Here is a 26586-nt window from a genome sequence, read left to right as displayed (position 1 = left end):
AGGCCGGGCCGGCCACTCAGCCGACGACCCGGCCCAGTTCGATCCGGTCGATGTCCGGTGCCCACGCGCTCGCGTTCCCGAACGTCACCTTGTTGGCGCCCTTCTTCAGGTCGACCGGGACGCCCACCGTCCAGTAGTCGTCCCAGCTCCAGGTGTTCTTGAAGGTGACCTTCAGCGGGGCGGCGGTGCCGACCGTGATGTCCGCCGTGCGGGACATGATGTCCGTGTTGTAGGCGTGGCCGTTGTCGCGCCGGTCGTTGTGCGCGTAGTGGACGACCAGTACGTAGCGGCCGGACGTGGGCGCGTCCACGGTGAACTCGGCGGTGCTCTCGGCGCTGTTGCCCAGCCAGCCGATGTGGGAACCGGCGGAGGCGTGGGCGGAGTCGACGAGCCTGGCCCCGCCCGCGAGGGCGGCGGAGGCGCCCTCGTAGGAGAGCGTGCCGGAGGTCGATCCGTCGCCCGAGACGTCGAGGGAGCGGACGGCGGCGCGCTCGGCGGTCACGGCCACGCGGTTGTTGCCCGCGACGAGGTAGAGCCGCAGCGGCCGGCCGGGTGCCGCCGTCACCGTCTCGCCGTGCAGGCCCAGCTTCACGGCCGCCGAGGTCTGCGGCACCACCGTGTAGTAGCCGTCGCGCGGGGCGTAGACGTCGAACACCGCCTTGTCGCCGCTGGCGAGGACGAGGGCGCCGGTTCCGGTCCCGGCCGAGGAGGAGTAGTCGTACGACGGCTTCCCGCTGATGTCGGCGAGCGTGGCCTCGTACGAGGCGGACGGCTCGCCGGTACGGGCGGTCAGGTCGATGCGGTCGAGGGTGACCTCGGCGTCGCCCTTGGCCAGCGTCAGCACATGGGTGCCGGCCGGCAGCTCCACGCGGACGTCGTTCTTGGCGCGGTAGGTCCAGTTCTCGGTGGAGGGGTAGGTGACCGTGACCGGTGCGCCGCCGTCGACGGACAGCTTCTGGGTGGCGGGCGCACCCGACTGGTTGCCGTAGAGGATCGCCAGGTCGTACGTCCCGGCCCTGGGCACCGTCACCGTGAAGTCGACCTTGCTGGTGGCGGTGTTGAGGGAGCCGACGTCCTTCGTCCCCGAGGCCGCGTAGCCGTTGGCGTTGCTGACCGTTCCCTGGGTGTAGACCTGGCCGCCGGTAATGGCCGCGTCCTCGGCCTCGTACGACGCCGACCAGGGGACGGCGGGGGCGGTGGGGGTTCCGGAGCCGCTGGGGGTGAGGACGACGCGGTAGGCGGACATCTTGTGCAGGCCGCGCAGCGGGACGGTCACCGTGCCGTCGTCGGCGACCTGGACCTTCGTGCGAGCGAGGACGCGGGGCGCGGCGTGCTGTCCCTCGTAACCGGACCAGGCGGCCTCGGCGACGGTCGCGGTGACCGTACGGCCGAAGAGGGACCGGGAGACGTTCTCCACCACCACGTCACTGTCGCCGTCGGTACCGCCGAGCAGGACCTGGGCCTGTCGGCGCGAGGTGTCGAGGGAGGCGAGTCCCTGGAGGGTGTCGATGGTGTTGGCCCGCGGCGGGGTCACCTTGACGGTGTCGCCGGTCAGACCCGCGTACCAGCGGAAGAACCACCAGCCGCCGTTGGGGATGTTCTGCCGTACGACGTGGCCGCTGAGGTTGCCGGCCGCGTCCCAGTAGGCCGCGTTGGCGTACACCTTGTTCCGCTCGAACATCGAGACCCACTGCACGAGTTGTCCGGGCACGGACAGGTCGCGGCGGTTGGCGTACTCGTCGATGTTGATCTTCAGCGGGGCTATGCCCGCTTCCCGCTCCAGGGAGCGGTAGTCGTCGTAGTGCGCCTGGAAGTCCCGCAGGGAGCCGGAGCCCAGCTCGTGCCAGGTCATCACCTGGGGCAGCACGTTCTCGCGCTTGGCGAAGGCGAGGAAGTCCCTCAGCAGGCGTGTGTGGTAGGCGGCCTCGTTGGGGCCGGCGATCCTCGCGTCGGGGTCGATCGCGCGGATGCGCTGGTACACCGTCTTCCAGTCCTTGAAGAACCGGTCGCGGTTCACCTCGTACTCCGCCTGGTCGGCGACCCCGAGCTTGTACCAGATCTGGTCGGGCTCGTTGAACGGGATGTAGACGAAGCGGTCGCTGTTGGGGTCGGCCGCGACCTCCTTGACGATCTTGTCGACCTTGGGGAGGTAGTCGTCGATGCCCAGGTCCTCGTAGGGCCACTTGGCGTAGATGTCCTGCATCATCACGTTGATCTCGCCGCCGCCGTTGCGGAAGAACGACTTCGAGACGGTCAGCGCGTCGCCGTTGGGGTGCTGGGCGCCGCCCTCCGGCTTCTGGGAGATGCTGGTGACCTTCAGGGGTGCCAGGGCCGCGTCGCTGGGCACGCCGTCGTCGCTGAGCCCGTACAGGGCTCCGTTCGCGCCGAGCATCACCGGGCCCTCGGATGCGGCGAGGTCGACGGTGAGGCGCTGCGGATCGGCGGCGGCCGCCGCGGACGGGGCGGCGGGGAGGGTGCCTGCCATGGTGGCTGCTCCAAGTGCGGCTGTTGTCAAGGCGGTTCTGATACGGGACCTGGTACGCGACCTGGTACGGGTGGGAGTGATCACGCTGCTGGACCTCCGGTCACTTGACGGCTCCACTGGTGATTCCGGACACGATCTTTCGCTGGCCGACGAGGAAGACGGCGACCATGGGCAGGCTCATCACCACGACGTACGCGAAGACGAGATGCCAGTTGTTGAGGTAGAGCTGGGCGCTGGCGACCTGGTAGAGGTTCAGCGGGAGGGTGGCCCGCTCGCCGCCGCCGAGGACGAAGAAGGCGTAGAAGATGTCGCTCCAGGCGTAGAGCATCACCATGATCGTCGCGGTGGCGATGACCGGCCTGAGCAGCGGCAGGACGATGCGCGCGAAGATCCGCGACGGTTTGGCGCCGTCCATCCGGGCCGCCTCCTCCAGTTCGACGGGGATGGCGCGGATGAAGCCGGTCATGAAGAAGATCGACGTCGACAGATACATGCCGGTGTAGACGGCGATCATTCCGGGCCGGGTGTTGGCCAGGCCCAGCTGCCGCAGCTCCATCACGATGGTGATCACGGCGGGCGGCAGCAGCAGTCCGCTGATGCACAGCGCGTACGCGGCCGACACCAGCCTGGACTTCCTGCGCGCGAAGACCCAGGCGGCGCCCGCGCCGAGGATCAGCACGAGGACCACCGAAGGCACCACGACGAGCAGCGAGTTGAGGAAGCCCCGCAGCATCTCGCCCTGGTTGACGGCGTCCTCGTAGTTGCCGCCGGGCTGCCACCGCGCCGGCAGATCCAGGTTGGGCCTGACGGCCTCGCCCTGCGGTTTGGCCGAGGTGACCAGGACCAGCCACAGCGGTACGCCGACGGCGAGGGAGGCGATCAGGACGACGAGGGCGGGGCGGCCGTACCGCCATGTGACGGAGGGGCCCGAAGCGGTGCTCACAGCATCTGCTCCCTTCGCCGCAGGCCGGTGACCAGCGGGATCGCGACGGCGACCACCACCAGGAAGAGGACGAGGCTCATCGCGGAGGCCTGGGCGTACAGGCCCTGTCCGAAGATCCGGAACATGTAGATGTTGAAGACCTCCGTGGAGGCCGCGGGGCCGCCGCCCGTGGTGGCCTGGACGATGTCGAAGGTGTTCATCGAGCCGATCAGCGCGGTGGTGACGTTGAAGGTGACGGCCGGCGCGAGCATCGGCCAGCGCACCGACCAGAAGGTCCGCCAGGGCCCGGCGCCGTCCATCCGCGCGGCTTCCAGCATGTCGCCGGGGATGCCCTTGAGCCCGGCGAGATAGATCAGCATGGACAGGCCCATCCACTTCCAGCCGTGGACGAGGGTGACCAGGACCAGCGTCCAGGTCGTCGAGCCCAGCCAGGGAACGTCCGTGCCGAGCACGGAGTTCACGGCGCCGTCCTGGTCGAGCAGGGCCTGGAAGACATAGCCGGTCGCGAGCGCCGAGAGGAGCACCGGCAGGAAGAAGACGGCCCGGAAGAACCGGTTGAACCGGCTGTCGTCCTCCAGCAGCAGCGCCAGCACCAGCCCGAAGCCGTTCTGGAACAGCGCCGCCAGCACGGCGTACAGCAGGGTCGTGCGGATCGCGCGCAGCAGCGAGCCGTCCTCGGCGATGGTGCGGAAGTTGTCGAGGCCGGTGAAGGCGATGTCCGGGTGGTACGAGGACCAGTTGGTGAACGGGTAGTAGAAGTTGAGCAGGTTCGGCACCAGGAAGAAACCCGCGAAGACGACGATCGCGGGCAGCGCGAACCACCAGGGATGGTGCACGGCGGCGCGCCGCAGCCGCCCCACTCTCTTTGGTCTGCCCTCCACGGGCACCTGTTTGCGCGTACGTCGCGTGCGTATGGCTGTGTCCGCCATCGGATGTCCCCGCCCCCGTCGGTTCTAGAAGCCGGGCGCGCCCTGGGCCTTGGCCACCTGCGCGAACTGGTCCTGGATCGCCTGCGCGACCTGCTGCGGGTTCTTCTTGCCGAAGATCATGTCGGCGAGGTAGAGGTGGGTGTCGGGGGCGACGATCGCCTTGGCCTGGAAGACCCCGATGGCCTTGGGCAGGGCCTCGACCTGGTCCTTGGACGTCTGTGGGAGCCCGTCGGGGGTGGGCACGGACGGCTGCACGGACGGGATCTTCATCGCCTTGATGTAGTCGGCGTAGTCGGGGCCGAGCCAGAAGGCGAGGAACTGCCGCGCCGCGTTCTGCCGCTTCTCGTCACCGGTCCTGAAGGCGACGACTCCGTTGGTCTGGTCGGGCGAGTAGAGGCCGGTCGCGGAGGAGTTGGCGACCGGGAACCAGCCGATCTTCTGGTCGATCTCGGCGGTGGAGTGCTTGGCCTGCAACTGGCTCTGGAAGGAGGTGACGTTGAGGACCATGCCGGCCTCGCCCTTCCACAGTGCGTCGGCCTGACCGGTGAAGGTGCCTGTCCGGTAGTTCTTCTGGGCGAGCCCGGCGTCGAGGAGCTTCTCCTTGTACTTCTTGACGGCGCTGACGACGACCGGGTCCGTCCACTTCTCCTTGTTCTCGTTGAGGCCCGCCCACCACTGCTGGTCGAGGTCGGTGAGCTGGACCTGCATCTGCCACTGGAGGGGCCACTTGTCGCCGCCGGCCTCGTAGAACGCGGCCGCGTCGGTCTTGTCCACGACCTTGTGTCCGAGGGCCAGCAGCTCGTCGTACGACGTCGGGAAGTCCTTCTCGCTCAGCCCGGCTTTCTTGAAGACGTCCTTGTTGTAGTAGACGCCGAGCATGGCGGGGCTGGTGACGATGGCCGCGTACCGCTTGCCGTCGATGACGCCGAGCGACTTCTCGGTGTCGCCGAGCCTGGAGACCCATTCCTCCCCGTCGAGGGTGAGGAGGTTCTGCTGCGGCTGGATGAAGGGCAGCGTGGAGATGGACGGCTGCCAGAACATCAGGTCGGGCCGGTCGCCGGAGGCCAGCTTGGTCGGCACGTTCTGCTCGTACAGGTCCGGGACGGCCTGCGTCTCCACCTTCGCTCCGGTGGCCTTCTCGAACGCGTCGATGACATGCCGGGGGGCGTTGACCGTGTTCTGCGCGGTCCACATGGTCAGCTTCACGCCGTCCAGGCGGGCGGTGGGGTCGACCTCCGTGCGCTTCGCGTCCGAGCCGTTGCTGCCGGAGTCGCCCGCGGTGGGGTCACCGCACGCGGTGGCGGCCAGGCCGACGGCGCAGAGGAGGGCCAGGGTGGGGAGAGTTCTTGTCTTCATCGCGCGCCTTTCGAGAACAGTGGTTCAGGGCAAAGGCAGGACTCGGAGCGGATTCGGGACGGATTCGGGGCGGATTCGGACGGATTCCTCACAGCGGTGTTCGTGCGGGGCCGGTCAGCCCCCGGCCTGCGGCGGCCCCGAGCTTTCCCGCACCACCAGTTCCGGTACGGAGACGGGGTGCGGGGCGATCGGGGCGGACTCCTCCAGCACGCCGTGCAGCAGGGCGAACGCGGCCCGCCCGAGGCCGGTGAAGTCCATCCGTACGGTCGTCAGGGACGGGGTGAGGTAGGCGGAGTGCGGGGCGTCGTCGAACCCGGCCACGCTCACGTCGCCGGGCACGGACCGGCCGGTCTCGTGCAGGGCGCGGAGCACCCCGAGCGCGAGGTCGTCGTTTCCGCACAGGATCGCCGTGACGGACGGGTCCTTCGCGAGTCTCAGGCCCGCCGCGTGGCCGCCCGCCGGGCCCCAGCTCCCCTGCACCGGGCGGGGTTCCGGCGCCCCGGCCTCCTGCAGCGCCTGCCGCCAGCCGGTGGTACGGGCGCCGGTGCGGCGGGTGCTGGACGGGATGGCGACGTAGTGCACGGTCTCGTGGCCGAGGGAGAGCAGGTGGCGGGTCGCCTCGTGGGCGGCCTCACGGTCGTCGGTCCACACCCAGGGGCGGTCGCCACCGGGCGGGCTCGTGGGGGTCTCCACGACGCCGACGACCGGCAGCTCGGCGGGGACGGCGGCCAGGGCCCGCACACCGGCCGGATCGTAGGCGATCACGATCAGTCCGCCGCTCGCGTCCGCGGCCCGCTGCACCTCGGCGGCGACGGCGGGTTCGTCCGCCGATTCGAGGACGCCGATACCCACCGCGTACGACGCGGCACGGGCGGCCTCCTCGATGCCGCGGAGGATCGAGGCGTAGCCGTAGTGCGTGGTGTTGGCGGTGAGTACGGTCACGGCCCTGCTGCGTCCGCTGGCCAGGGCGAGCGCGGTGGCGTTGCGCCTGAAGCCCAGTTCGTCGATGACGGCGAGCACCCGTTCCCGGGTGGACGGCCTGACGCTGGGATGGCCGTTGATCACCCGGGAGACGGTCTGGTACGAGACTCCGGCGGCGGTCGCGACGTCCCTGATGCTCGCCGGGCGCCTTGTGTGACCGGTCACATTCATGCCAGGATTGTGACCGGTCACACAGGGGCCGTCAAGAGACCGTAACGAGGGATTCACGCGAGCGCGTCCGACAGTCCGGCGTGTGGGCGGCGTACGGATGGGGCGGCGGCTCAGGAGGGGGTAACACCTTGACCGATACGGCGGAGGCGAAGAGGAGTGGTCCCAACTCACCGCAGACGGCGTTCACTTGGCGCCATGCGGGGCTGGCTGCCGAGTTCACGACGGCCACCGACGGCACGCTGCGACTGGTCCGGCTGGACCGGCCCGGCAGCACACAGCGGGGAGGTGCCGTGGACGCCCGCTCCCATGACACCGTGGCTCCCGAAACCGCGCTGCCGCTGGTCGAGTTGACCGCGTTGGGCCACGGCAGCGGCTGGTCAGGACCCCGCTTCACCGGCACGGCCTTCGGCACGCGGCTCGCGTACCGGGGGCACGACAGCGGCAGCCGGGACGGCTGGGAGTGGCTGACCGTCGAACTCCACGACCCCGCAACGGGGTTGACCGCGTTCGTCGAGCTGACCTCCCCCACCGGGCTCCCTGTCCTCCGCTCCCGCGTCCGGCTCCGCAACGAGGCCAACGCAGGAACACAGCCCCTCGTCCTCCAGTCCGTCAGCAGCCTGCTGCTCGGCGGTCTGCCCTCCCCCGGCACTCTGGACGTGCACCGGGCCCGCAACGACTGGCTCGCCGAGTGCCGCTGGTATACGGAACCCCTTCGCGACACCGTCGCCGACATCCACGTGGACGCCCACCAGCACGACAGCCGCGCCGCCCTCGTCCTCACCGGCCGCGGCAGCTGGCCCACCGACGGCCATCTGCCGATGGGGGCGCTGACGGAGCGGGGCGGCGACCGTGCCTGGCTGTGGCAGATCGAGTCCCCGGCCGGCTGGCGCTGGGACCTCGGCGAACGCGCGCACGGTACGTATCTGGCGCTGAACGGCCCCACGGACGCGGAACACCAGTGGCGGATCCGGCTCGCCCCGGGCGAGGAGTTCACGACGGTCCCGGCGGTGCTGGCCATGGGACACGGACTCTCCGCCCTCTCCGGCTCCGGCCTCGATGACGCGATGGGCGCCCTGACCTCGTACCGCCGTGCCGTGCGCCGCCCGCACCCGGACCACACCACGCTCCCCGTCGTCTTCAACGACTACATGAACACCCTCATGGGCGACCCGACGACGGAGAAGCTGCTGCCGCTGATCGACGCGGCCGCCCACGCCGGAGCGGAGTACTTCTGCATCGACTCCGGCTGGTACGACGACGACACCGAGGGCTGGTGGGACAGCGTCGGCGCGTGGCTGCCCTCGCCGCGCCGCTTCCCCGACGGCGGCCTGCGGGCGGTCCTGGACCGGATCCGCGAGCGCGGCATGGTGCCCGGACTGTGGCTGGAGCCGGAGGTCGTCGGCGTCCGCAGCCCGATCGCGTCGGCTCTCCCCCCGGAGGCCTTCTTCCAGCGCGACGGCGTACGCCTCACCGAACAGGGCCGCCACCAGCTGGATCTGCGCCACCCCGCCGCCCGCGCGCACCTCGACAAGACGGTGGACCGGATCGTCGGGGACTGGGGCGTGGGCTATCTCAAGCTGGACTACAACATCGTGGTCGACCCGGGGACGTGCGCTCCCGGTGACCTCGCACCGGGCGCGGGCCTGCTCGGCCACGCCCACGCGTACCTGGACTGGCTGTCCGGCGTCCTGGACCGCCACCCAGGGCTTGTGATCGAGAACTGCGCCTCCGGCGGCATGCGCATGGACGGCGCCACCCTGGCCGTCTCCCAGCTCCAGTCCACCAGCGACCAGCAGGACCCGCTGCTCTTCCCGCCGATCGCCGCCGCCGCGCCGACCGCGGTCCCGCCCGAGCAGGGCGCCGTCTGGGCGTATCCGCAGCCCGGGTACGACGACGACCTGATCACCTTCACCCTCGGCGGGGCACTGCTCGGCCGCGTCCACCTGTCCGGCCATCTGAACCGCATGTCGAAGCACCAACTCGGGCTCGTGCGGGACGCGGTGTCGACGTACAAGACCATCCGCGCCGATCTCGCGCGGGCCGTGCCGTTCTGGCCGCTCGGCCTGCCCGGCTGGACGGACGCCTGGCTGGCGCTGGGGATGCGGGTGCCGGGCGGGGCGTCGTACGTGTCGGTGTGGCGGCGGGGCGGGGAGAGTGAAGTGCTGCTGCCGGTGGGGCACTTGGCGGGGCGGGAGGTGCGTGTGGAGATCCTGCATCCGTCGGTTCCGGAGGTCGGCTCGGCGACCTGGGACAGGGAGGGGGACGGGGGCGGCCTGCGGGTGGCGCTGCCGCGCACGCCGGGCGCTCTGCTGATCCGGCTCACACACGGCGCTGAAAACGACTGCCGGTGATCAACCGTGGCCCTACCCATTCCAGGACCAGCCCCCACCACCATCACGCTCTGCGAGCGGCATGAGACCCGACCCAACCGGTGGCGGCCACCACCTCCCGCGCGATGTCCACCACAGGCCGTCCGTCCGTCACCACCCGCACCGTCTCTGCCGGGGCACGCCGGTCCAGAAGCCGTGCCTTGCGGACACTGCCTGCCAGCTCCTTCTCCAGCTCCGAACCGATTTCGCGGCCCACCAGCCGCTCGCGAGCCGTGGCGTCGGAGGCGGTGAGCAGGACTCGTGTGATCCCCACCCCAGCCCCCATGGCCCGCTCGAACATGCTCGTCGCCTCCGGCAGCACACTCATGGTGTTCGTATAGATCAGGCGCCGGTAGCCGCGCTGGGCGAAGTTCGCCCACACAGCAGTCAGATTGCTCTCGGTGATCTCCGCGCGGTGAGGGTCTCCCTCCGGTGCCGGATGTACCTGCCCCATGAAGTCACCATCGATGACCGCGTGAGCAACCTCCTCGGTGCGCAGCAGCGCCGAAACCTCCCATCCCACCGTCGTCTTGCCGACACCGGCTCGTCCTCCGATGAGCAGTACTTCTGCGTGATCCATGGGGGCAGGGTGCCAGCGGGTGACCGCCTCCCGCGATCCGATATCGACCATGTACGGTCCCAGCAGTCGCACAGGAAGGAGACCATCGTGGCCGAGTACCTGACCGTTCTGACCACGACCGACGCCGCCGAGAAGGCCCAGGTGCTGGCGAGCGGCGCCGTGGAGGCCGAGGTGGCGGCCTGCGCGCAGATCGACGGGCCGATCACCAGCGTCTACCGGTGGGAGGGGACGGTACGGACCGACCAGGAGTGGCGGGTGCTGTACAAGACGACCACCGAGCGGTACCCGGAGCTGGAGGCGCACATCAGGAGCGTCCACGACTACGACACCCCGGAGATCATCGCCACGCCGGTCACCCACGGGAGCGACGCCTACCTGTCGTGGGTGAGCGCGGAGACGGCCAAGGGCTAGTCAGCCGGCTGCTCCGGTCGTCGGCTCGGTTCGGTCGTCGGCTCGGTTCGGTACGGGGCCCGAGCCGACGCCGCGTGGGGGACGGCGCCAGCTCGGGGATACGGTCAGCTGCTGCTGACCGTCAGGTTGTTCGTGGTGAAGTCCAGACCTCCGGACGACGAGGTGATCTCGTAGCCGAACTGGACGTCGCCGATGGTCTCGTTGCCGAACCAGCCCTTGGTGTCCTTGATCCACTTGAGGATCGGGAGGATGTTGACGGTGCCGGAGGTCGAGTTCGACGTGCGTAGGAACGAGAAGACCTCGTTCGCGCCGTTGTTGCCCTTGTAGACGGCCCAGCTGTGGCCACCGAGCGTCACGTTGCCCTGCGAGGTGCCGAGGGGGCCGACCGGTCCGGTCTTGTTGACCCAGAGCATGATCTCGTAGTCGTAGTCCGTGTCCCAGATGTCGTACGAGGTGTTGTACGCGCCCGAGGACGGGACGGTGACGTTGTAGCTGCTGCTGAGCGAGGCGATCGAGGTGATCGACTTGTTGATCACCTTCTTGGAGTTGGGGTAGGACTTGATGCCGCCGGTGTTGGGGTGGTCGGCCCAGACGCCCCAGTTGGTGCCGGAGTTGGCCCAGACGCACTGGCTGCCGGCTCCGGAGCCCCAGATGTTGTTGTAGAGCGTGTAGCCGTTCAGGTTGGTGTTGCCCCACTGGTCGCAGGAGTTCCAGATGGCGGCCGAGGCGGGGGCGGAGGCGAGACCGACGGTGGCGCCGATGGCCATCGCCGGGGCCAGCACCGCCATGGTGATCTTGCGCAGTGTGCTCCTTGCCATGGTGTCCCTTTCCATGGGTGGGGGGAATTGCGGAGGGAATTGCAGGGGGATCACCACGCCCGCAGGTGAGGACGTGGTCTTCTCCGGCGGCGAGGTCGAGCGGCTCGGGGCCGGAGGAAGCAGTGGGGGCCGCCGGGCGCGTTCACGGCTTCAGCACCGCCACGCCGTACCGGCCGAGAGTCAGCGAGCCGGTGACCGTCGTGCCCGTCAGCAGGTCGCGGTGGGTGCCCGGGATGTCGACCGTGACCTCGTCGCGCCCGTGGTTGAGCACGAAGAGCACCTCGCCGCGGCGGACCGCCTCCACCCGCTCGGGCAGCCCGTCGAGCACCGGCCGTACGCCCGCGCCGTCCGCCACGCCCGCCAGCAGGTCACGCAGCGCGGCGGGTTCGGGCAGCGTGGACACGTACCAGGCGCGGCCCTTGCGCAGGACGGCCGCCAGCCCGTCCAGCTCGCCGCCCTCGTAACGGGCGATCACGTCCGCGTCCGCCGTCTGGAGCTCCTCGGACCACAGGGTGCCGCTGAATCCCTCGCACTCGACGCGCTCCCCGGCGTCCAGCGGCCACCACTCGTGCAGTGTGCGGATGCCGAACAGCTCCCGCAGCCGCGCGTCCATGCCCCCGGGCCGCACCCGGTCGTCTTCGTCCGCAACTCCGGTCAGGAAGCCGCAGACGAGGGTGCCGCCGCCGTGTACGTAGGCGAGGAGGTTCTCGATCGCGGCGTCGCTCAGCAGGTAGAGCTGCGGTACGACGACGAGCCGGTACGCGGACAGGTCGTGCTCGGGATGGGCGAACGCGGTGGTGAGGTGGGCCTCCCACAGGGCGCGGTGCCAGGCCCGCACGATCTGCGGGTAGTCGACCTCGGAGGAGAGCCGGCCGTCCTGGGCGCCGGCCCACCAGGAGTTCCAGTCGTGCAGGAGGGCGATGTCGGCGGTGAGGTGGCGCTCCGTCACCTCACCGCCGATCCGGTCGAGTTCGGCACCCAGCCGCTTGACCTCCTGGAACGTACGGCCCTGCTCCCTCGCGTGGCCGACCATCCCGGAGTGGAACTTCTCGGCGCCCTGACGGGACTGGCGCCACTGGAAGTAGCAGACGGCGTCGGCGCCGCGGGCGACGGCCTGGAGGGACCAGAGGCGGTTGAGGCCGGGCGGTTTGGGGTGGTTGACGCCGCGCCAGTTGACGGCACCGGCGGCCTGTTCCATGAGCATCCAGGGGCCGCCGCCCGCCTGCGAGCGGGTCATGTCCTGGACCAGGGCGCCGTTCTGCGCGCCGAACGGGTCGCGCGGGTCCGGGTAGAGGTCGACGGAGACGACGTCCTCCTCCTCGGCCCACCGCCACGCGTCCTGGCCCACCCACATCGGCATGAAGTTGGTGGTGACCGGGATGTGCGGGGTGTGCCGGCGGACGATGTCGCGCTCGATGACGTAACACTCCAGGAGCATGTCGCTCGTGAAGCGCCTGAAGTCCAGGACGTGGGTGGGGTTCTTCATGTAGTGGGCCCGGCGCGGCGGCAGGATCTCGTGCCAGCCGTCGTAGCCCTGGCTCCAGAAGGCCGTGCCCCAGGCCTCGTTGAGGGCGCCGAGCGTGCCGTACCTGTTCTGGAGCCAGGTGCGGAAGGCGGTGGCCGCCTCGTCGCCCCAGTCGTAGGTGCAGTACTCGTTGTTGATGTGCCACATGGTGAGGGCGGGGTGGCTGCCGTAGCGGGCGGCGAGGTCCTCGGTGATGGCGGCGGCGTAACGGCGGTAGGTGGCGCTGGAGTGGGAGAAGTGCTGGCGGGAGCCCCACCACTCGGTCTGCCCGTTCTCGTCGCGCGGGAGCGTCTCGGGGTGGAGGCGGCCCATCCACGGTGGGGGCGAGGAGGTGGGGGTGGCGAGGACGACGCCGATGCCGCTCGCGTGCATCAGGTCCATGACCGTGTCCAGCCAGCCGAACTCGCGTGCGCCCGGGCGGGGTTCGAGCTTCGCCCAGGAGAAGACGCCGAGCGTGACGGAGTTGACGCCGGCCTCCTTCATGAGGCGTACGTCCTCGTGCCAGACCTCCTCGGGCCACTGTTCGGGGTTGTAGTCGCCGCCGAAGAGGATGCGGCCGCGGGTGGCGGCGGAGAGGCCCGGCCGCTGTGGCAGGGGCCTCTCCGCCGCCACCGCGTCGCGGCTGTCGTGTGTGGTGCGCATGACATACCTCGTTCCACGGGGAGGGACGGCGGGGCGGGGCGGGGCGGGGCGGGCCTCGGCGGGGGACGCAGTGGGGCGGGGCTCGTGGGTTCCGCCGTGTCCGGCCGGGTGACAGGCACGGCCGGACACAGCGGAGTTCCGGGGGCGCGGCCGGGGTGTCAGCCCTTGACCGCGCCGGTGAGCATGCCCTTCCTGAAGTGCTTCTGGACGAAGGGCGAGAGGACGGCGACGGGGAGCAGGGCCATCACCATGACCGCCATCTGGAGGGCGAGTGACGAGAGCTGGCCGGTGTTGACCTGGGCGGCCAGGCCCACCGGGCGTTCCTGCTTCTGGACCAGCTGGATCATGACGTTCTGGAGCGGCATCATGTCCTGGTCGGTGAGGTAGATCGACGCGTTGAACCAGGCGCTCCAGTAGCCCACCGCGTAGAAGAGGGCGATCACCGCGAGGACGGCGCGTGAGAGCGGCATGACGATCTTCCACAGGATGCGCCAGTCACCGGCGCCGTCGATGCGGGCGCTGTCGATCAGCTCCTGCGAGATGCCCATGAAGAACGAGCGCAGGACCAGGATGTTGAAGACGCTCACGGCGCTGGGGAGGATCAGCGCCAGGTAGGTGTCGGTGAGACCGAGGGCCTGCACCAGCAGATAGGTCGGGATCAGTCCCGCGCCGAAGAACATCGTCGCGAGCAGCGTCATCAGGATCCAGCGGTGGCCGAGCGAGCCGCTGCGGGAAAGGCCGTAGGCGCACAGCACCGACACGGTCATGCTGAACAGCGTGCCGACGACCGTCACGCCGATGCTGACCAGCGCGGCCCGCTGCACCTGGCCGCCGCTGAGGAGTTCCTGGTAGGCGACGAAGGTGATGCCCTTGGGGATGACCACCAGACCGCCGGCCTCGTCGATGGTCTTCTTCGACTGGAGGCTGGTGACGATGACGACCCACAGGGGGAAGAGGATCGCCAGGCAGGCGATGCCGAGGACGAGGCCCTTGCTCGCCAGGCCGGCCCTGGACGGCTCCTCCTCCCAGACGGGGCGCGGTGGCGCGGCCCAGGGGCTCGGCTTCTTCGGGGCCGGCCGCTCATCGGCCTGCTTGTCGAGGACGGCGGTCATTTCTTGTACACCCCCTGCTCACCCATGAGATGGGCGACCTTGTTGGCGGTCAGCACCAGTGCCAGGCCGACCACGCCCTTGATGAGGCCCGCGGCGGCCGCGTAACTGAAGTCCTGGTTGCGGATGCCGTTCCACCACACATAGGTGTCGAGGACGTCGGAGGCGTCGACGCCCACGGCCTGCCGTTGCAGCAGCAGTTGCTCGAACCCGACGGTGAGGGCGTCGCCGACGCGCAGCACCAGCAGGAGGGCGATCACCGGGCGCAGGGCGGGCAGCGTGATGTGCCACAGGCGCCGCCAGCGGCCGGCGCCGTCCATGGCGGCGGCCTCGTACAGGTCGTCGGAGACGGACGACAACGCGGCGAGGAAGACGATGATGCCCCAGCCGGCGTCCTTCCAGATGGTCTCGGCCGTGACCAGGTACTTGAAGGTGTCCGGGTTGGTCATCAGGTCGAAGCCCTCGATGCCGTGCTGGCGGAGGGTCTGCGCGATGATGCCCGCGCCGCCGAAGATCTGCATGAAGACGGTGACGACGAGGACCCAGGAGAAGAAGTGCGGCAGGTACATGACCGCCTGGGCGATGGCCCGCACCCGGGGCCTGACCACGCTGTTGATGAGCAGCGCGAGCAGGATGGGGACCGGGAAGAACAGCACCAGTTGCAGGAAGAACAGCACGAACGTGTTCTGCACGGCGTGCCAGAAGGCCGAGTCCGCGAAGATCCGCTCGAACTGCTCGAAGCCCACCCAGGGGCTCTGGAAGATGGCGACGAAGCCGTTCTCGCTGAGGTACGGGTCGTACTCCTGGAAGGCGACCACATTGCCGAGGATCGGTATGTAGTTGAAGACCAGGAGCAGCAGCACCGCGGGCAGCGCCATCAGCAGCAGTGTGCGGTCGCGCCGGAATCTGAGCCGAAGGCTCAGCCTTCCCGCGCGCTTCGGGTCCCGGGACCGGGCCCGGGTGCCCTTGCGCTCGCCCTCGCCGTCGCCGTCGCCGGACGCCGCCGGAGTCCTCGCGGGGTTCTTCGCCTCGCCCGCGGACCGAGGCACCGTGTTGTGGGACACGGTCTTCTCCTTGCCTCGGCCCCGGGTCAGTTCGCCGAACCGGTGTCGTCGAGCAGCTTCTTGTACCAGTCGCGCAGCTCGTCGCCGCCCTTGCTCTTCCAGTCGGACACGGCCTGCTGCATGTCGCTGATCTTCTTGCGGCCCCGCACGACGTCGTCCTCAAGCTGCTCGAAGCTGTCGGCGAGGTTGGCCCAGCGGTTCGGCTCGGTGACGGTCAGTCCGAAGAAGGAGGACTTCGTGGTGAAGGCACCCATGCGCTGCTGCCACTCGACCATGCCCCTGGTGACGTCGGGGAAGTCGGGGTAGGCGATGTACGGGGCGGGGTTGCCGGTGTAGTCGAAGGCGCCGTTGACCTCGTTGACGCCCTGGGTGGTCTTGACCGGCAGGCCCTTCTCGGTCTCGTAGTGCGTGCCCTCGACGCCGTAGGCGGTGAGCATGAACTCCTTGGTGCCGTACGGCGCGGCGCAGAAGTTGCAGACGGCGAGGAAGTCCTTGATCTGCTGCTCGGACGCTGTCTTGGTGATGAAGGTGAAGATGTTGGCGGGCTGGACGGCCCACAGCTTCGGGTCGCCGCCGTCGGGGCCGAAGAAGTCGAACGCGGCGATCTCGAAGTCCGGGTTCTGGGTGCGCTGTTCGGCCGTCTTGCCCCACCAGTCGGAGATGTTCTGGCTGTAGACGAGCACCTGCCCGGAGGTGAGGCGGTTGCCCGCGTTGCCACCCGCCTTGCCGGAGACCGCGTCCGGGTGCACCACCTTGGCCGCGTACAGCTTGCGCGTCCACTCCAGGGCTTCGAGGTACTCCTCGGTCTCGATGCGGTTGACGAGCTTGCCGCCGTCCATGTTCCACCACAGCGCCTTGTCGCTGCCCGACAGGACGCCGAACACGTTGAACGCCGTCCACTTCATGTCGTCGCACGCCCAGACCTTCGACCTGGCGTCGGTGGCCTCCTTCGCCCAGGACAGGAAGTCGTCGGGGCTCGTCGGGACGCTGTACCCCTTCTTGTCGAAGAGGTCCTTGCGGTACAGGGGCGCGATGTCGGTGACATACGGGGCGGGGAACGGGATCGCGCGGAGCTGCCCGCCGAAGATCCCGCGCTGCCATGCCTCGGTGGGGACGGCGGCGAGGTTCGGGTAGTCCCTGACCTTGTCGCCGGACAGGTAGGGGCCGAGGTCGGCGAACTTGGCGTTGATGGCGCCGGGGATCTTGCCGTTGAGGTTCCAGCCGGGCACGACCACGACATCGGGGATCTCGCTGGAGGCGAGGACCGCGCCGAGCTTCTCGTCGTACGTGACGCCGTCCTGGTTCTGCCAGGTGACGTCGACGCCGATGGCCTCGTTCATGGCCTTGTAGTACGGGTTGTCGCCCTTCGGCGGGGTCCCCCAGAACGGGGACATGATCCTGAGCCTGCCGCCGCTGCCCAGCTTCTTCGTCACCGAGGTCTTCAGGTCCGCGGTGGGGATGGCCTTGCTGAAGCCGGCCGCCGATCCGTTCTTCGCCGGGATGTCGGGCGCCACGACGGTCGACGCCACGTACGCCGGGAGGATCTTCGCCGCGTCCTTCCCCGAGGTGGTGCCGTCCTTGCTGCCCGACTGCGAGCCGCCGCAGGCGGACAGCAGCGGCGCTCCGCCGGCCACCGCTGCTGCGGCGACCGCCGTGGAGGCGAGGAAGCTTCTCCGGCTCGGAGCGGAAGTGGCGGAGTTCGGCGTCATTGCGTCAACCCTTCATGCCTTCATGGCGCACACCAGGACACACGGCGGCGAAGCCGTCGGCTGCGGTGTCTTGAGTGGAACTGGCTGTGCTGAAGCGGTGAACGTCGGAGGTGTGTGAGCACGCGAGGCGCGTCCTCCGCAGTCGAAGCGCTTCGATGTTGCTGCGAGGTTAAGTGAACGCGTGGGGCCGCACAAGGGTCGATTCCGCAATTCCTCGGAGGCTTACCGGAGGCGTACCGGAGGCACAAGGGAGCGGAACGATCAGTTCCCGCCTTGTATATGACGGTGCGGAAACGAATCTGTTGCGCCTTGGTCTCTTGACACCCGCCCTCGGGTCGAATGAGCATCGAAGCGCTTCGAAAGCCCCTCGCCGCTCCACCGCAAAGGGACCCTCATCGTGACCGCACAGACGCCGCCCACGCCGCCTTTCCGCGATCCGCAGCTGCCTCTCGCGAAGCGCATCGACGACCTTCTCGGGCGGCTCACCCTCGACGAACGGATCGCGTTCCTGCACCAGTTCGCACCAGCCGTCGAGCGCCTGGGGATCGCCGCGTTCCGCACCGGTCAGGAGGCGTTGCACGGCGTGGCGTGGATGGGTCCCGCCACGGTGTTCCCGCAGGCGGTCGGGCTGGGCGCGACCTGGAACGAGGACCTCGTACGCCGCGTCGGCGAGGCGGTGTCGGCCGAGGTCCGCGCCATGCGGGCCCGGGACGACCGCGTCGGCCTCAACGTCTGGGCGCCCACGGTGAACCTGCTGCGGCACCCCCTGTGGGGCCGGGGCGAGGAGGGCTACTCCGAGGACCCGAAACTGACGTCGGCCATCGCGACGGCGTACACGCGGGGCCTGCGCGGCGACCACCCGGCGTACTGGCGCACCGCCCCGGTCCTCAAGCACTGGCTGGCGCACAACAACGAGACGCACCGGGACACCAGTTCCTCCTCGGTCCGCCCGCGCGTCCTGCACGAGTACGACCTGCGCGCCTTCCACGAGACCGTGCGGGCGGGTGCGGTGGCCGGGGTGATGCCCGCGTACAACCTGGTCAACGGACGTCCCAACCACGTGTCGCCGTACCTGAGGGAACACCTGCGCACCTGGACCGACGAGGACCTCCTCGTCTGCTCGGACGCGGGCGCGCCCTCGAACCTGGTCGACTCGGAGCACTACTTCGACACCCACGAGGAGGCCACGGCGGCCGCGCTCCGCGCCGGCGTCGACAGCTTCACCGACCACGGCACGGACAACTCGAAGACCGTCGAACGCGTCCGGGGCGCCCTGGCCCGGGGCCTGCTGACCGAGGACGACATCGACCGGGCGGTCCGCCGCCAGCTCTCGGTCCGCTTCCGGCTGGGCGAGTTCGACCCCGGATCCGGCCCCCACGCCGACATCCGGGACTTCGACACCCCGGCCCACCGCGCGCTGGCCGAGGAGGCGGCCGAGCAGGCGATCGTCCTGCTCAAGAACGACGACGACCTGCTTCCGCTCCCCGAGGACACCCGCATCGCGGTCGTCGGCCTCCTCGCCGACGAGTGCAAGCTCGACTGGTACAGCGGCACGCTCATCCACCGCACCACCCCGTTGGAGGGCCTGTACGAGCGTTTCGGCGCGGAGCGCGTCACCTTCGCCGAGGGCGTGGACCGGATCCGCCTCAGGACCTCGGCAGGGACGTACCTCGCGGTGCCGGAGGATGTCGACGCGCCCGACGAGGCACGCGGCGCGGAGGGCGCCCTCGACCCCGCGCTCCTCGCGGGCCGCACGGACCTCCCCCCGCTGACCACCGACACGACCGGCACCGTCCTCGCCCTCGTCGACTGGGGCGACGGCGTCCTCACGCTGCGCGCCCCGGACGGCCGCTACCTCTCGGTCGCCGACGACGGTTACGTACGCGCTTCCGCGGACCAGCCGGGCGGCTGGGTCGTACAGGAGACGTTCCGCCTGGAACGCCATGAATCCCATGGCTCCCGTGGGCCCCATGACTCCCATGACTCCCATGAGGACGGTCACCTCCTCCGGCACATGGGGACGGGCCTGTACGTCTCTGTCGCCGCGGACGGAGTGAAGGTTGCCGAAGGAAACGGCGAGATCTTCACCCTGGTCGTGACCGAACGCGGCGAGGACTGCGTCGCGAGGGCCGCGTCCGAGGCGGACGCCGTTGTGGTGGTGGCGGGCAACGACCCGCACATCAACGGCCGCGAAACGCAGGACCGCACCACACTCCGCCTCCCGGAGCACCAGGAGCGTCTGCTCCGTGCCGCCCGCGCCGCGAACCCGGACACGGCCCTGGTCCTGACCTCGTCCTACCCCTACGCCGTGGACCATGAGGATCTCCGGGCCGTCCTGTGGACCGCGCACGGCGGCCAGGCGGCGGGCACCGCCCTGGCCCGCGTCCTCGCCGGGGACGTCTCTCCCGCGGGCCGCCTCCCGCAGACCTGGTACGCCGCCGACTCGGACCTGCCCGACCTGCTCGACTACGACGTGATCGGCAGTCGCCAGACGTACCTGTACTTCGAGGGCACGCCCCTGTTCCCCTTCGGCCACGGCCTGTCGTACGCGGGATTCGCGTACGAGAACCTCACCCACCGGGTGACCGGCGACGAGGTGAAGGTGACGTTCACGCTCACCAACACGAGCGGGCGCACAGCGGACGAGGTGCCTCAGCTCTACCTCAGGGCCGTGAACCCGTCGGTCCCGCGCCCCCGCCGGGAACTGGCCGCCCACCGCCGCGTCACGCTCGCCCCCGGCGCCTCGACGGACCTGACCTTCCACCTCCCCCTGACCGCCTTCGCGTTCTGGGACGTGGCCCACAGCCGTCACCGCCGGGAACCCGGCGCCTACGAGCTTCTCGTGGGGGCCTCCAGCGAGGACACCCGCCTGACCACCACGATCGACCTCGACGGCACCCCGGCCGTTCCCCGCCCGGTCGTCGAACTCGGCCTGAACGCCGCCGACTTCGACGACCAGCGGGGCACGCAGATCGTCGACCGTACGAAGACGTCAGGAGACGCGGTCACGCCCGTCGCCGACGGCGCGGGTGAACTCCTCTTCCACGACTGCGACTTCGGAGAGGGGGTCGCCGAAGTGACCCTGGAGGCGTCGGGCGAGGGCGCCGTCGAGTTCTCCCTCAACGGTGGCCCGGTCCTGGCGGTCCTGAACCTCTCCCCCACCGCCGGACCGTACGACTACACCACCCTGAGCGCCGGGATCGCGGCCACCGGCGTGCACGACGTCCACCTGAAGCTGCGCGGGCCGCTACGGCTCGCGCGCGTCGGCTTCGTTCGTCACGAAGAGAATCGAGCTGTCGTGTGACCGGTCAGAGCTGAATCCGGTCAGAGCTGAATCCCCGTCAGCACCATGACCCGCTCGTACGTGTAGTCGTCCATCGCGAACTTCACGCCCTCACGCCCGACACCGGACTGCTTCACACCGCCGTACGGCATCTGGTCGGCACGGTAGGACGGCACGTCCCCGATCACCACACCGCCCACCTCCAGAGCCCGGTGCGCCCGGAACGCGGTCTGCAGGTCATGCGTGAACACACCGGCCTGCAGCCCGTACTTGGACTCGTTGACAGCGGCGAAGGCGCTCGCCTCCCCCTCCACCCGCTGTACGGCGAGTACGGGCCCGAAGACCTCCTCGCACGAGATCGTGACGTTCGCCGGCACCTCGGCGAGCACGGTCGGCGCGTACGAGGCCCCGTCCCGCTTCCCTCCGGTCAGCAGCCGGGCCCCCGCCCCGACGGCCTCCTCGACCCAGGCCTCCACCCGCCGCGCGGCGTCCTCACTCACCAGCGGCCCGACATCCGTCGCGTCGTCGGACGGGTCCCCCGTCACCTGAGCCTCGACGGCGGCGACGATCCGCGGCACCAGCCGCTCGTACACCTCCGCGTCCGCGATCACCCGCTGCACGGAGATGCAGGACTGCCCGCCCTGGTAGTTGGAGAAGGTGGCGATACGCGTGGCCGCCCAGTCCAGGTCCTCGTCGCTCGCATAGTCCGCGAGGACGACGGCGGCGCCGTTGCCCCCCAGCTCCAGGGTGCAGTGCTTGCGCGGCACCGAGTCCATGATCGCGTAGCCGACCTTGTCGGACCCGGTGAACGAGATGACCGGCAGCCGCTCGTCCTGCACGAGCGAGGGCATCCGCTCGTTCGGCACGGGCAGCACGCTCCACGATCCCGCCGGCAGTTCCGTCTCGGCGAGCAGTTCCCCGATGAGGAGCGCGGACAGCGGCGTCGCGGGCGCGGGCTTCAGAATGATCGGCGTACCGACCGCGAGCGCCGGCGCGACCTTGTGGGCGCACAGGTTGAGCGGGAAGTTGAAGGGCGCGATGCCGAGCACGACACCTTTCGGGAACCGCCGCGTGAAGGCGAGCCGCCCCTGGCCCCCGGCGTCCGTGTCCAGCCGCTGGGCCTCGCCGCCGTTGAACCGCCGCGCCTCCTCGGCCGCGAACCGGAACACCGACACGGCCCGCCCCACCTCACCGCGGGCCCACTTGACCGGCTTGCCGTTCTCGGCCGAGATGAGCCGCGCGATCTCCTCGGACCGCTCGACCAGCCGCCGGCTCACATGGTCCAGGGCAGCGGCGCGTACGTGGGCGGGGGTGGCGGCGAACTCGTCGCGCACGGCGTACGCGGCGGCCACGGCCTCCTCCACCTGGGCGTCGGTCGGCACGCTGACGTGACCGACGAGTCGGCCGTCCCACGGCGAGGTGACATCGATGCCGGTGTCGCCGGTCGCCTGGCGACCGGCGAGCCAGAAGGCGTGGGTGGCAGTCATGGTCCGGCCCTTCCATGTTCGAAACGTACGTTCATGACCACGGTAGGTGCGGCTTGCCGCCAGGTCGTTTGTCCGAGTCGTAAAACTCTCTCCTGCGGACGCACCGATTTGTCGTGATCGCCGGTGGGTTGTGAGTCTCGTCTGCCGAGTTCTGCCGGTGGGCGGGTGCGGGTTTCGTTGGGGCTTGTCGCGCAGTTCCCCGCGCCCCTCAAGGCACGGGCGCGCACCCGGCATCACAACGCACCGTCGCCACGAAGCACCCGCGGCCGCGTACGCGCAGAAGGGGGTGTGCCGGGAGGTGTCCGCCCGCAGCGGCCGGCGTCCGGCGCCGAGTACCCGACTCCCCCACAGATCCGCCGGACCGAGGACGGAGACCTCCCGGCGCGCCCCCGACCCACGAACCCACCGCGGGCGACGCGAACCCCCGAGGCGCGAACCCCGAGACGCGAAACCCCTACTCCCCCACCGCCGCCGTCACCTTCAGGGCCAGCCACAGTTCCATGCGCACGTCCGGGTCGTCCAACGACCGGCCCAGGATCTCCTCGACCCGCCGCATCCGGTACCGCAGCGTATGCCGGTGCACCCCGAGATCCGCCGCGGCCGCGTCCCACTGCCCGTGCTTCGACAACCAGGCCCGCAGGGACGCCACGAGATCCCCCCGCCCGGTCGCGTCGTGCTCGCGCAGCGCCCGCAGCAGCCCGTCCGCGAACGCCCGTACCGCGTCATCGGCCAGCAGCGGCACCACGGACCCGGCCGCCAGTTCCTCGTGCTCCACGAACGCCCGGCCCCGCCGCCGGGCCACCGACAACGCCTGCTCGGCCTGCTTGTACGCGGCCGCCGCGGCGATCGGCCCGGCAGGTGCCGACAGTCCGACGGCCAGCTCGTCCTCCTCGCCCACCGCACCCGCGTCGCGCACCGCGGTGGCGGCCCGCGCCGCCTCCAGCCCCAGTGCGAACTCCTGGCACGCGGCGACCGCCGCACCCCCGTCCCCGGCCAGCACGACCAGCCGCTCCCCGTCCGGCACGACCAGCACGGACTCCCCCGTCCGCGCGGCCGCCCCCTCCACCACCTCGACCAGCTGCCCGAGCGGGTCACCGTCGGCGTCGGCCGGCAGAGGCTTCCCGGTCACCAGGGTCGCGTCCGCCCCGAAGGGCTTCGACGCCGAGGACGACTCCGCCAAGATCATCCGGAACGGGGCGTCCAGCAGTTCCCCGTACAGACCCCCGGCCACGGCCCGCGCATGGTCCGGCTCCCCGGCGAGCAGCATGCGCAGCACCGCCGCCCCGATCCGCTGCTCGGCCGCGTGCAACGACCGCGACCGTTCCGTCGTCAGTGTCAGCAACGCTATGGCCGAGTGCACGGCGTACCGCTCGGCGGTGCCCAGCGCCGCGGCGGTCCCCACGGCGAGCGCGGCCCGGGGCCCCCGTCCGGTCCCGAGGGAGTGCAGCTCGACACGGTCGCCTCCGCCGTCACCGTCCGCGTCCCCGACCACAGCGCTCGCGGGCGCGGGCCGCTCCCGCAACCGCTCGACGTCCGCGGTGAGCCGGGCGGCCCGCCGCCCGGCCCACTCGGGCGCGGTCGCCACCACGGCGCCCGAGGCGTCGTACAGCGCGGCCCACCCGTCGAGCTGCGTGGCGAGCGCGGCGAGCAGGCCCTCGGGCGCGTCGTTCAGCGCCTGCTTGGTGAGCTCGCGCTGTGCCGCGAACCCCTCGCTCACGGCCCGGTACTGGTCGGCGGCTATGGCGGCGGATACCGCCTTGCTGATGGCGAGGAACGGCGTGCGCCGCGGCACCTCCAGCAGCGGCAGCCCCTCGTCCTCGGCCGCGTCGACGAGCGCCTCGGGCACGTCCTCGTAGTTCACGCCGACGGCGAACCCGAGTCCGACGACCCCGGCCTCCACCAGGCGCTTCACATACCGCCGCATCGCCTCGGGATCCTCCGCGTCCAGCTTGAGCGCGGTGATCAGCAGCAGTTCCCCGCCCTCCATGTACGGCACGGGGTCGGCGAGTTCGCTCGCGTGCGCCCAGCGGACGGGCACATCCAGGCGGTCCGCGCCGGCGCGCACGGTCAGTTTGAGCGCGGAGTGGTGGACGAGCGAGGCGAGCGTCGGGGGCATGAGGCCTTCAGGTGTTCACAGAATCTGCGTCGGACACGGACAGGTCCTGCAATGATCACAAACAGAGTGATCTTTTGTCCGCACTGTATGAACACCCTATGCCGATTCGGCCGGACCGTACGGACGTACGGACGTACGATGCCTCCGTACCGGTCAGCTCCGCAGATCCACCAGCAGCGGCGGCGCGTGCTCGCCGTCCACGCTCGTCAGTGACAGCACCGCGTGCCCCGGTGGCACCTCGTGGGCCAGTTGCGACGCCGACCACCGCTCCCGCTCGACCTGTCGCACGGTCACCGCGTCCGTGGTCACCGCCTTGCCCGTCACCAGCTTGCGCAGGGCGTGGAGGGCCCGGGTCATGGGCTGGTCGGCGAAGACCGTGTGTTTGGCGACCTCCGTCGTCTCCACCCACTCGGTGCCCCAGGCCTGCGCGAACCGGCTGCCGTCCCAGGTGGTGACGCCGGAGAACGCCATACGGCAGCCGACGGCACCGTAGAGCGGGCCGTGCAGCGCCTCGGGAACGTCCCCGATGTTCCGCAGGGCCAGCACCACGCCCGCGTTCTGCGACCGCAGCCGCTGGATACGGCGCACCGACTCGGGCGTCACCGTCCCGGTCGCGTCGTCCAGGACCAGGCAGACGAAGTGGCCGCGCCCGCTTTCCCTGACGACCGCGAGGAACTGCGCGAGCACCAGCCGGGTGATCAGCAGGGCGGCCTCCTCGTGGCCCCGCTCGGGGAGGTCGACGCGGACGCGGAGGGGGTGGTGGGCGAGGGCGCGCAGGGAGAAGGCGCGGTGGGAGCTGCCGCCGCCGAAGAACTCCGCGAACACCGGCCGGTTCAGCAGCGCCAGCCGGTCGGCGAGGGCGCGGCCCGGGTCGCCCGGCGCGCCCGTCTGCCGGATGCGCGCGTCCAGTTCACGGCGCATGGCCTCGTCCCCGGCGAGTGCGTCCCGCAGCGCGGACAGCGCGTCCGGCTCGCCCTCCAGGAGTTCACGCAGCTCCGGCAGGGTGGGGAAGCGTCCGTGCACGGCCCGGTAGGGGCCGAGCAGCTGGGCGAGCGCGGTGACGGCGCTCTGCCCGCCCTCCCCGTGGAGATCGCCGACCAGCGCCTCCGCGAGGATCGCGGCCGCCTCGTCGGGATCGTCGGACTCCGCGTACGGGTCCAGGTCGTGGACCGATGCGGGATCCCCGATCCGTACGATGACGTCGAACGCGGAGTCGGAACCGAGCGGGCTCCCGGCGGCCGACACCGCGACGACCGCACACCGCCCGGTGAGCGCCTGGAGGGTCAGCGCCTCGGTCACCGGCTCGGTCAGGGTTCGGGTCTTGCCCGAGCCGGACGGGCCGACCGCGAGCAGCGAGGTGCCGAGCACGTCCGGACCGAGGGCGGCGCCCGCTTCATGGAAGGGGAGCGGCGCACGCTCCGCGGCCACCCAGCGGCCGATGCGCACCTGGCCCGTGAGCAGGTCGTGCCGGGCCGTACGGCGAGGCAGGTCGCGGGCACCGGAGGGGTGCGTCCAGGCGGCGCCTGCCTGACGCAGGACCGTGTCCCGGAAGGCCGCCTGCCGGCCCTCGCGCCGGGCCGTGGCCCACGCGTGTGTGACGCGCGCACAGTCGACGTCGTTCATACGACCGGCCGCGACCTCGGCGGTCAGCAGCTCCGCCGCCTCCTGCTGGCCGGCGTCCCGCAGTTCGGGCCACTGGGCACGGGGGCGTGGCACGGCCTTCGGGGTGGTGGGGGTCGCACGGGCGCGGCGGGCGCCGAGTTGTTCCTTCGCGTACGGCCACCAGCCGCCGACGCGGGCAAAGGGCAGGACGACCAGGATCGCGACGGCCGCGTGGAGCGTGCGCACGAGGAGAGCGGGCAGGTCGTAGCTGTCGAAGATCAGCACGAGCAGGGAGTCCAACGGGCCGACGATCGGCAGCGGATCCCAGCCGACGATCGGGAAGGCGTCAGGGAAGACGAGGCTGAGCACGACGAGCGCGCACAGGGCGGAGAGCAGGGCACGTCGGGGCTGGGGCTTACGGCCGATGACGTGGCGGACGATGGCGGGCCAGCCGCCCAGTCGGCCCACGGCGTAGGCGAGGACGGCGAAGAAGGCACCCTCGTAGACCACCAGGGCGTGCAGCCCGGGCTTCTGCACCACTCGGTCCGCAAAGGTCTGGGGCCACGTCGAGGCGCTCTGCCACCAGTCGTCCGGCGTGACCAGCCGCAGGACGAGGCTCTGGTACGGGAGGGCACCGCGTAGCCAAAGGGACCACACCAACAGCCCCACGAGGAACGGGATCAGCATGCCGACGAGGGTCACCGGAGCCAGCCGCTCCGGTCCCTGCGCCGCCTTCGGGGGGCGGTAGCCGAACCGCCAGATACCGGGCCGAGCGGCCGGTCGTGCCGTGTCGAGCCAGTCGGCGGTGGGCGACGAGGACGGCGGAGCCTGCTCCGGCGCGGGCGGCATCCCTGGCGGCCGGCTGGGCCTCGGCGGCATCGGGGGCACATCCGGAGGCCCCGCCGGACGCGGCACCGGGTTCGCATGTGTACCCCGGGCGTCCTGCGTCCCGTCGCTGTTCATCGCCCTTGCCCCCTGACCAGCCGCCGCGTCCACCATCAGCGAG

The 26586-nt window shown here is 70.5% G+C and carries 17 protein-coding genes; 3 read left to right on the top strand and 14 right to left on the bottom strand.

The window, feature by feature from the left end; all coding sequences use genetic code 11:
• Positions 1–16: 16 nt before the first annotated feature.
• From IE262_RS18340 to IE262_RS18320, 5 genes are all read right to left on the bottom strand, one after another.
• Entirely contained in the window at positions 17–2485 is a 2469-nt protein-coding gene (locus IE262_RS18340; protein WP_189874901.1) for a CBM35 domain-containing protein, read from the bottom strand.
• Positions 2486–2585: 100 nt separating this feature from the next.
• Positions 2586–3428, bottom strand: coding sequence for a carbohydrate ABC transporter permease (locus IE262_RS18335; protein ID WP_189874899.1), 843 nt, complete (start codon positions 3426–3428; stop codon positions 2586–2588).
• Entirely contained in the window at positions 3425–4357 is a 933-nt protein-coding gene (locus IE262_RS18330) for a carbohydrate ABC transporter permease (protein ID WP_189874897.1), read from the bottom strand. Before IE262_RS18330 ends, IE262_RS18335 begins: the two co-directional genes overlap by 4 nt.
• A gap of 24 nt (positions 4358–4381) precedes the next feature.
• Positions 4382–5713 carry an ABC transporter substrate-binding protein gene (locus IE262_RS18325; RefSeq protein WP_189874895.1) on the bottom strand — a complete coding sequence of 444 codons (1332 nt, stop codon included), beginning with the start codon at positions 5711–5713 and terminating at the stop codon, positions 4382–4384.
• 114 nt (positions 5714–5827) lie between these two features.
• Positions 5828–6865, bottom strand: coding sequence for a LacI family DNA-binding transcriptional regulator (locus IE262_RS18320; RefSeq protein WP_189874893.1), 1038 nt, complete (start codon positions 6863–6865; stop codon positions 5828–5830).
• A gap of 128 nt (positions 6866–6993) precedes the next feature.
• On the opposite strand from IE262_RS18320, the gene IE262_RS18315 reads away from it, so the two are divergent.
• Complete coding sequence (locus IE262_RS18315; protein ID WP_189874891.1) at positions 6994–9216, top strand: alpha-galactosidase; 2223 nt, start codon at positions 6994–6996, stop codon at positions 9214–9216.
• A 43-nt stretch (positions 9217–9259) separates the two neighbouring features.
• On the opposite strand, the gene IE262_RS18310 is transcribed toward IE262_RS18315, so the two are convergent.
• Complete coding sequence (locus IE262_RS18310) at positions 9260–9814, bottom strand: ATP-binding protein (protein ID WP_229877319.1); 555 nt, start codon at positions 9812–9814, stop codon at positions 9260–9262.
• 87 nt (positions 9815–9901) lie between these two features.
• Between IE262_RS18310 and cutA the strand changes: the two genes are divergently transcribed.
• On the top strand, positions 9902–10225 hold the full coding sequence (gene cutA, locus IE262_RS39490) for a divalent-cation tolerance protein CutA (RefSeq protein WP_229877318.1): 324 nt from the start codon (positions 9902–9904) through the stop codon (positions 10223–10225).
• 104 nt (positions 10226–10329) lie between these two features.
• On the opposite strand, the gene IE262_RS18300 is transcribed toward cutA, so the two are convergent.
• From IE262_RS18300 to IE262_RS18280, 5 genes are all read right to left on the bottom strand, one after another.
• The gene (locus IE262_RS18300) at positions 10330–11043 is read right to left on the bottom strand and encodes a glycoside hydrolase family 12 protein (protein WP_166681636.1); all 714 of its coding nucleotides are present in this window, start codon (positions 11041–11043) and stop codon (positions 10330–10332) included.
• 142 nt (positions 11044–11185) lie between these two features.
• Positions 11186–13210, bottom strand: coding sequence for a beta-galactosidase (locus IE262_RS18295; protein WP_189874886.1), 2025 nt, complete (start codon positions 13208–13210; stop codon positions 11186–11188).
• A 158-nt stretch (positions 13211–13368) separates the two neighbouring features.
• Positions 13369–14322: a carbohydrate ABC transporter permease gene (locus tag IE262_RS18290; RefSeq protein WP_189874884.1), complete on the bottom strand. Its 954-nt coding sequence runs from the start codon at positions 14320–14322 to the stop codon at positions 13369–13371.
• Positions 14319–15383, bottom strand: coding sequence for an ABC transporter permease (locus IE262_RS18285; RefSeq protein ID WP_134036633.1), 1065 nt, complete (start codon positions 15381–15383; stop codon positions 14319–14321). The genes IE262_RS18290 and IE262_RS18285 overlap by 4 nt, the downstream gene beginning before the upstream one ends.
• A gap of 26 nt (positions 15384–15409) precedes the next feature.
• Positions 15410–17092: an extracellular solute-binding protein gene (locus IE262_RS18280; protein WP_189874882.1), complete on the bottom strand. Its 1683-nt coding sequence runs from the start codon at positions 17090–17092 to the stop codon at positions 15410–15412.
• Positions 17093–17489: 397 nt separating this feature from the next.
• On the opposite strand from IE262_RS18280, the gene IE262_RS18275 reads away from it, so the two are divergent.
• Positions 17490–20396 carry a glycoside hydrolase family 3 C-terminal domain-containing protein gene (locus tag IE262_RS18275; RefSeq protein WP_189874880.1) on the top strand — a complete coding sequence of 969 codons (2907 nt, stop codon included), beginning with the start codon at positions 17490–17492 and terminating at the stop codon, positions 20394–20396.
• A gap of 20 nt (positions 20397–20416) precedes the next feature.
• Here the strand turns inward: IE262_RS18275 and IE262_RS18270 are convergent, their stop codons facing one another.
• The 3 genes from IE262_RS18270 to IE262_RS18260 all read right to left on the bottom strand — a co-directional run bounded on the left by IE262_RS18270 (position 20417) and on the right by IE262_RS18260 (position 26543).
• Positions 20417–21862 carry an aldehyde dehydrogenase family protein gene (locus IE262_RS18270; RefSeq protein ID WP_189874878.1) on the bottom strand — a complete coding sequence of 482 codons (1446 nt, stop codon included), beginning with the start codon at positions 21860–21862 and terminating at the stop codon, positions 20417–20419.
• A gap of 454 nt (positions 21863–22316) precedes the next feature.
• A complete protein-coding gene (locus IE262_RS18265) occupies positions 22317–23978 on the bottom strand; it encodes a PucR family transcriptional regulator (protein ID WP_134036621.1) in 1662 nt (553 codons plus the stop codon).
• 153 nt (positions 23979–24131) lie between these two features.
• The gene (locus IE262_RS18260; RefSeq protein ID WP_189874876.1) at positions 24132–26543 is read right to left on the bottom strand and encodes a type IV secretory system conjugative DNA transfer family protein; all 2412 of its coding nucleotides are present in this window, start codon (positions 26541–26543) and stop codon (positions 24132–24134) included.
• Between the last annotated feature and the right edge of the window lie 43 nt (positions 26544–26586).

Source organism: Streptomyces bluensis, from assembly GCF_014650715.1.
In the GTDB taxonomy this organism is placed as follows: Bacteria; Actinomycetota; Actinomycetes; order Streptomycetales; family Streptomycetaceae; genus Streptomyces; species Streptomyces bluensis.
The sequence above is the reverse complement of the archived record's forward strand: the minus strand, read 5'-3'. Positions and strand labels throughout refer to the sequence as shown.

What these genes read in the sequence shown, in the direction of transcription:
- IE262_RS18340 (WP_189874901.1), bottom strand. Translation starts at nt 2,485, where the DNA reads ATGGCAGGCACCCTCCCCGCCGCCCCGTCCGCGGCGGCCGCCGCCGAT.
- IE262_RS18330 (WP_189874897.1), bottom strand. Translation starts at nt 4,357, where the DNA reads ATGGCGGACACAGCCATACGCACGCGACGTACGCGCAAACAGGTGCCC.
- IE262_RS18325 (WP_189874895.1), bottom strand. Translation starts at nt 5,713, where the DNA reads ATGAAGACAAGAACTCTCCCCACCCTGGCCCTCCTCTGCGCCGTCGGC.
- IE262_RS18320 (WP_189874893.1), bottom strand. Translation starts at nt 6,865, where the DNA reads ATGAATGTGACCGGTCACACAAGGCGCCCGGCGAGCATCAGGGACGTC.
- IE262_RS18310 (WP_229877319.1), bottom strand. Translation starts at nt 9,814, where the DNA reads ATGGATCACGCAGAAGTACTGCTCATCGGAGGACGAGCCGGTGTCGGC.
- IE262_RS18300 (WP_166681636.1), bottom strand. Translation starts at nt 11,043, where the DNA reads ATGGCAAGGAGCACACTGCGCAAGATCACCATGGCGGTGCTGGCCCCG.
- IE262_RS18295 (WP_189874886.1), bottom strand. Translation starts at nt 13,210, where the DNA reads ATGCGCACCACACACGACAGCCGCGACGCGGTGGCGGCGGAGAGGCCC.
- IE262_RS18290 (WP_189874884.1), bottom strand. Translation starts at nt 14,322, where the DNA reads ATGACCGCCGTCCTCGACAAGCAGGCCGATGAGCGGCCGGCCCCGAAG.
- IE262_RS18280 (WP_189874882.1), bottom strand. Translation starts at nt 17,092, where the DNA reads ATGACGCCGAACTCCGCCACTTCCGCTCCGAGCCGGAGAAGCTTCCTC.
- IE262_RS18270 (WP_189874878.1), bottom strand. Translation starts at nt 21,862, where the DNA reads ATGACTGCCACCCACGCCTTCTGGCTCGCCGGTCGCCAGGCGACCGGC.
- IE262_RS18265 (WP_134036621.1), bottom strand. Translation starts at nt 23,978, where the DNA reads ATGCCCCCGACGCTCGCCTCGCTCGTCCACCACTCCGCGCTCAAACTG.
- IE262_RS18260 (WP_189874876.1), bottom strand. Translation starts at nt 26,543, where the DNA reads ATGAACAGCGACGGGACGCAGGACGCCCGGGGTACACATGCGAACCCG.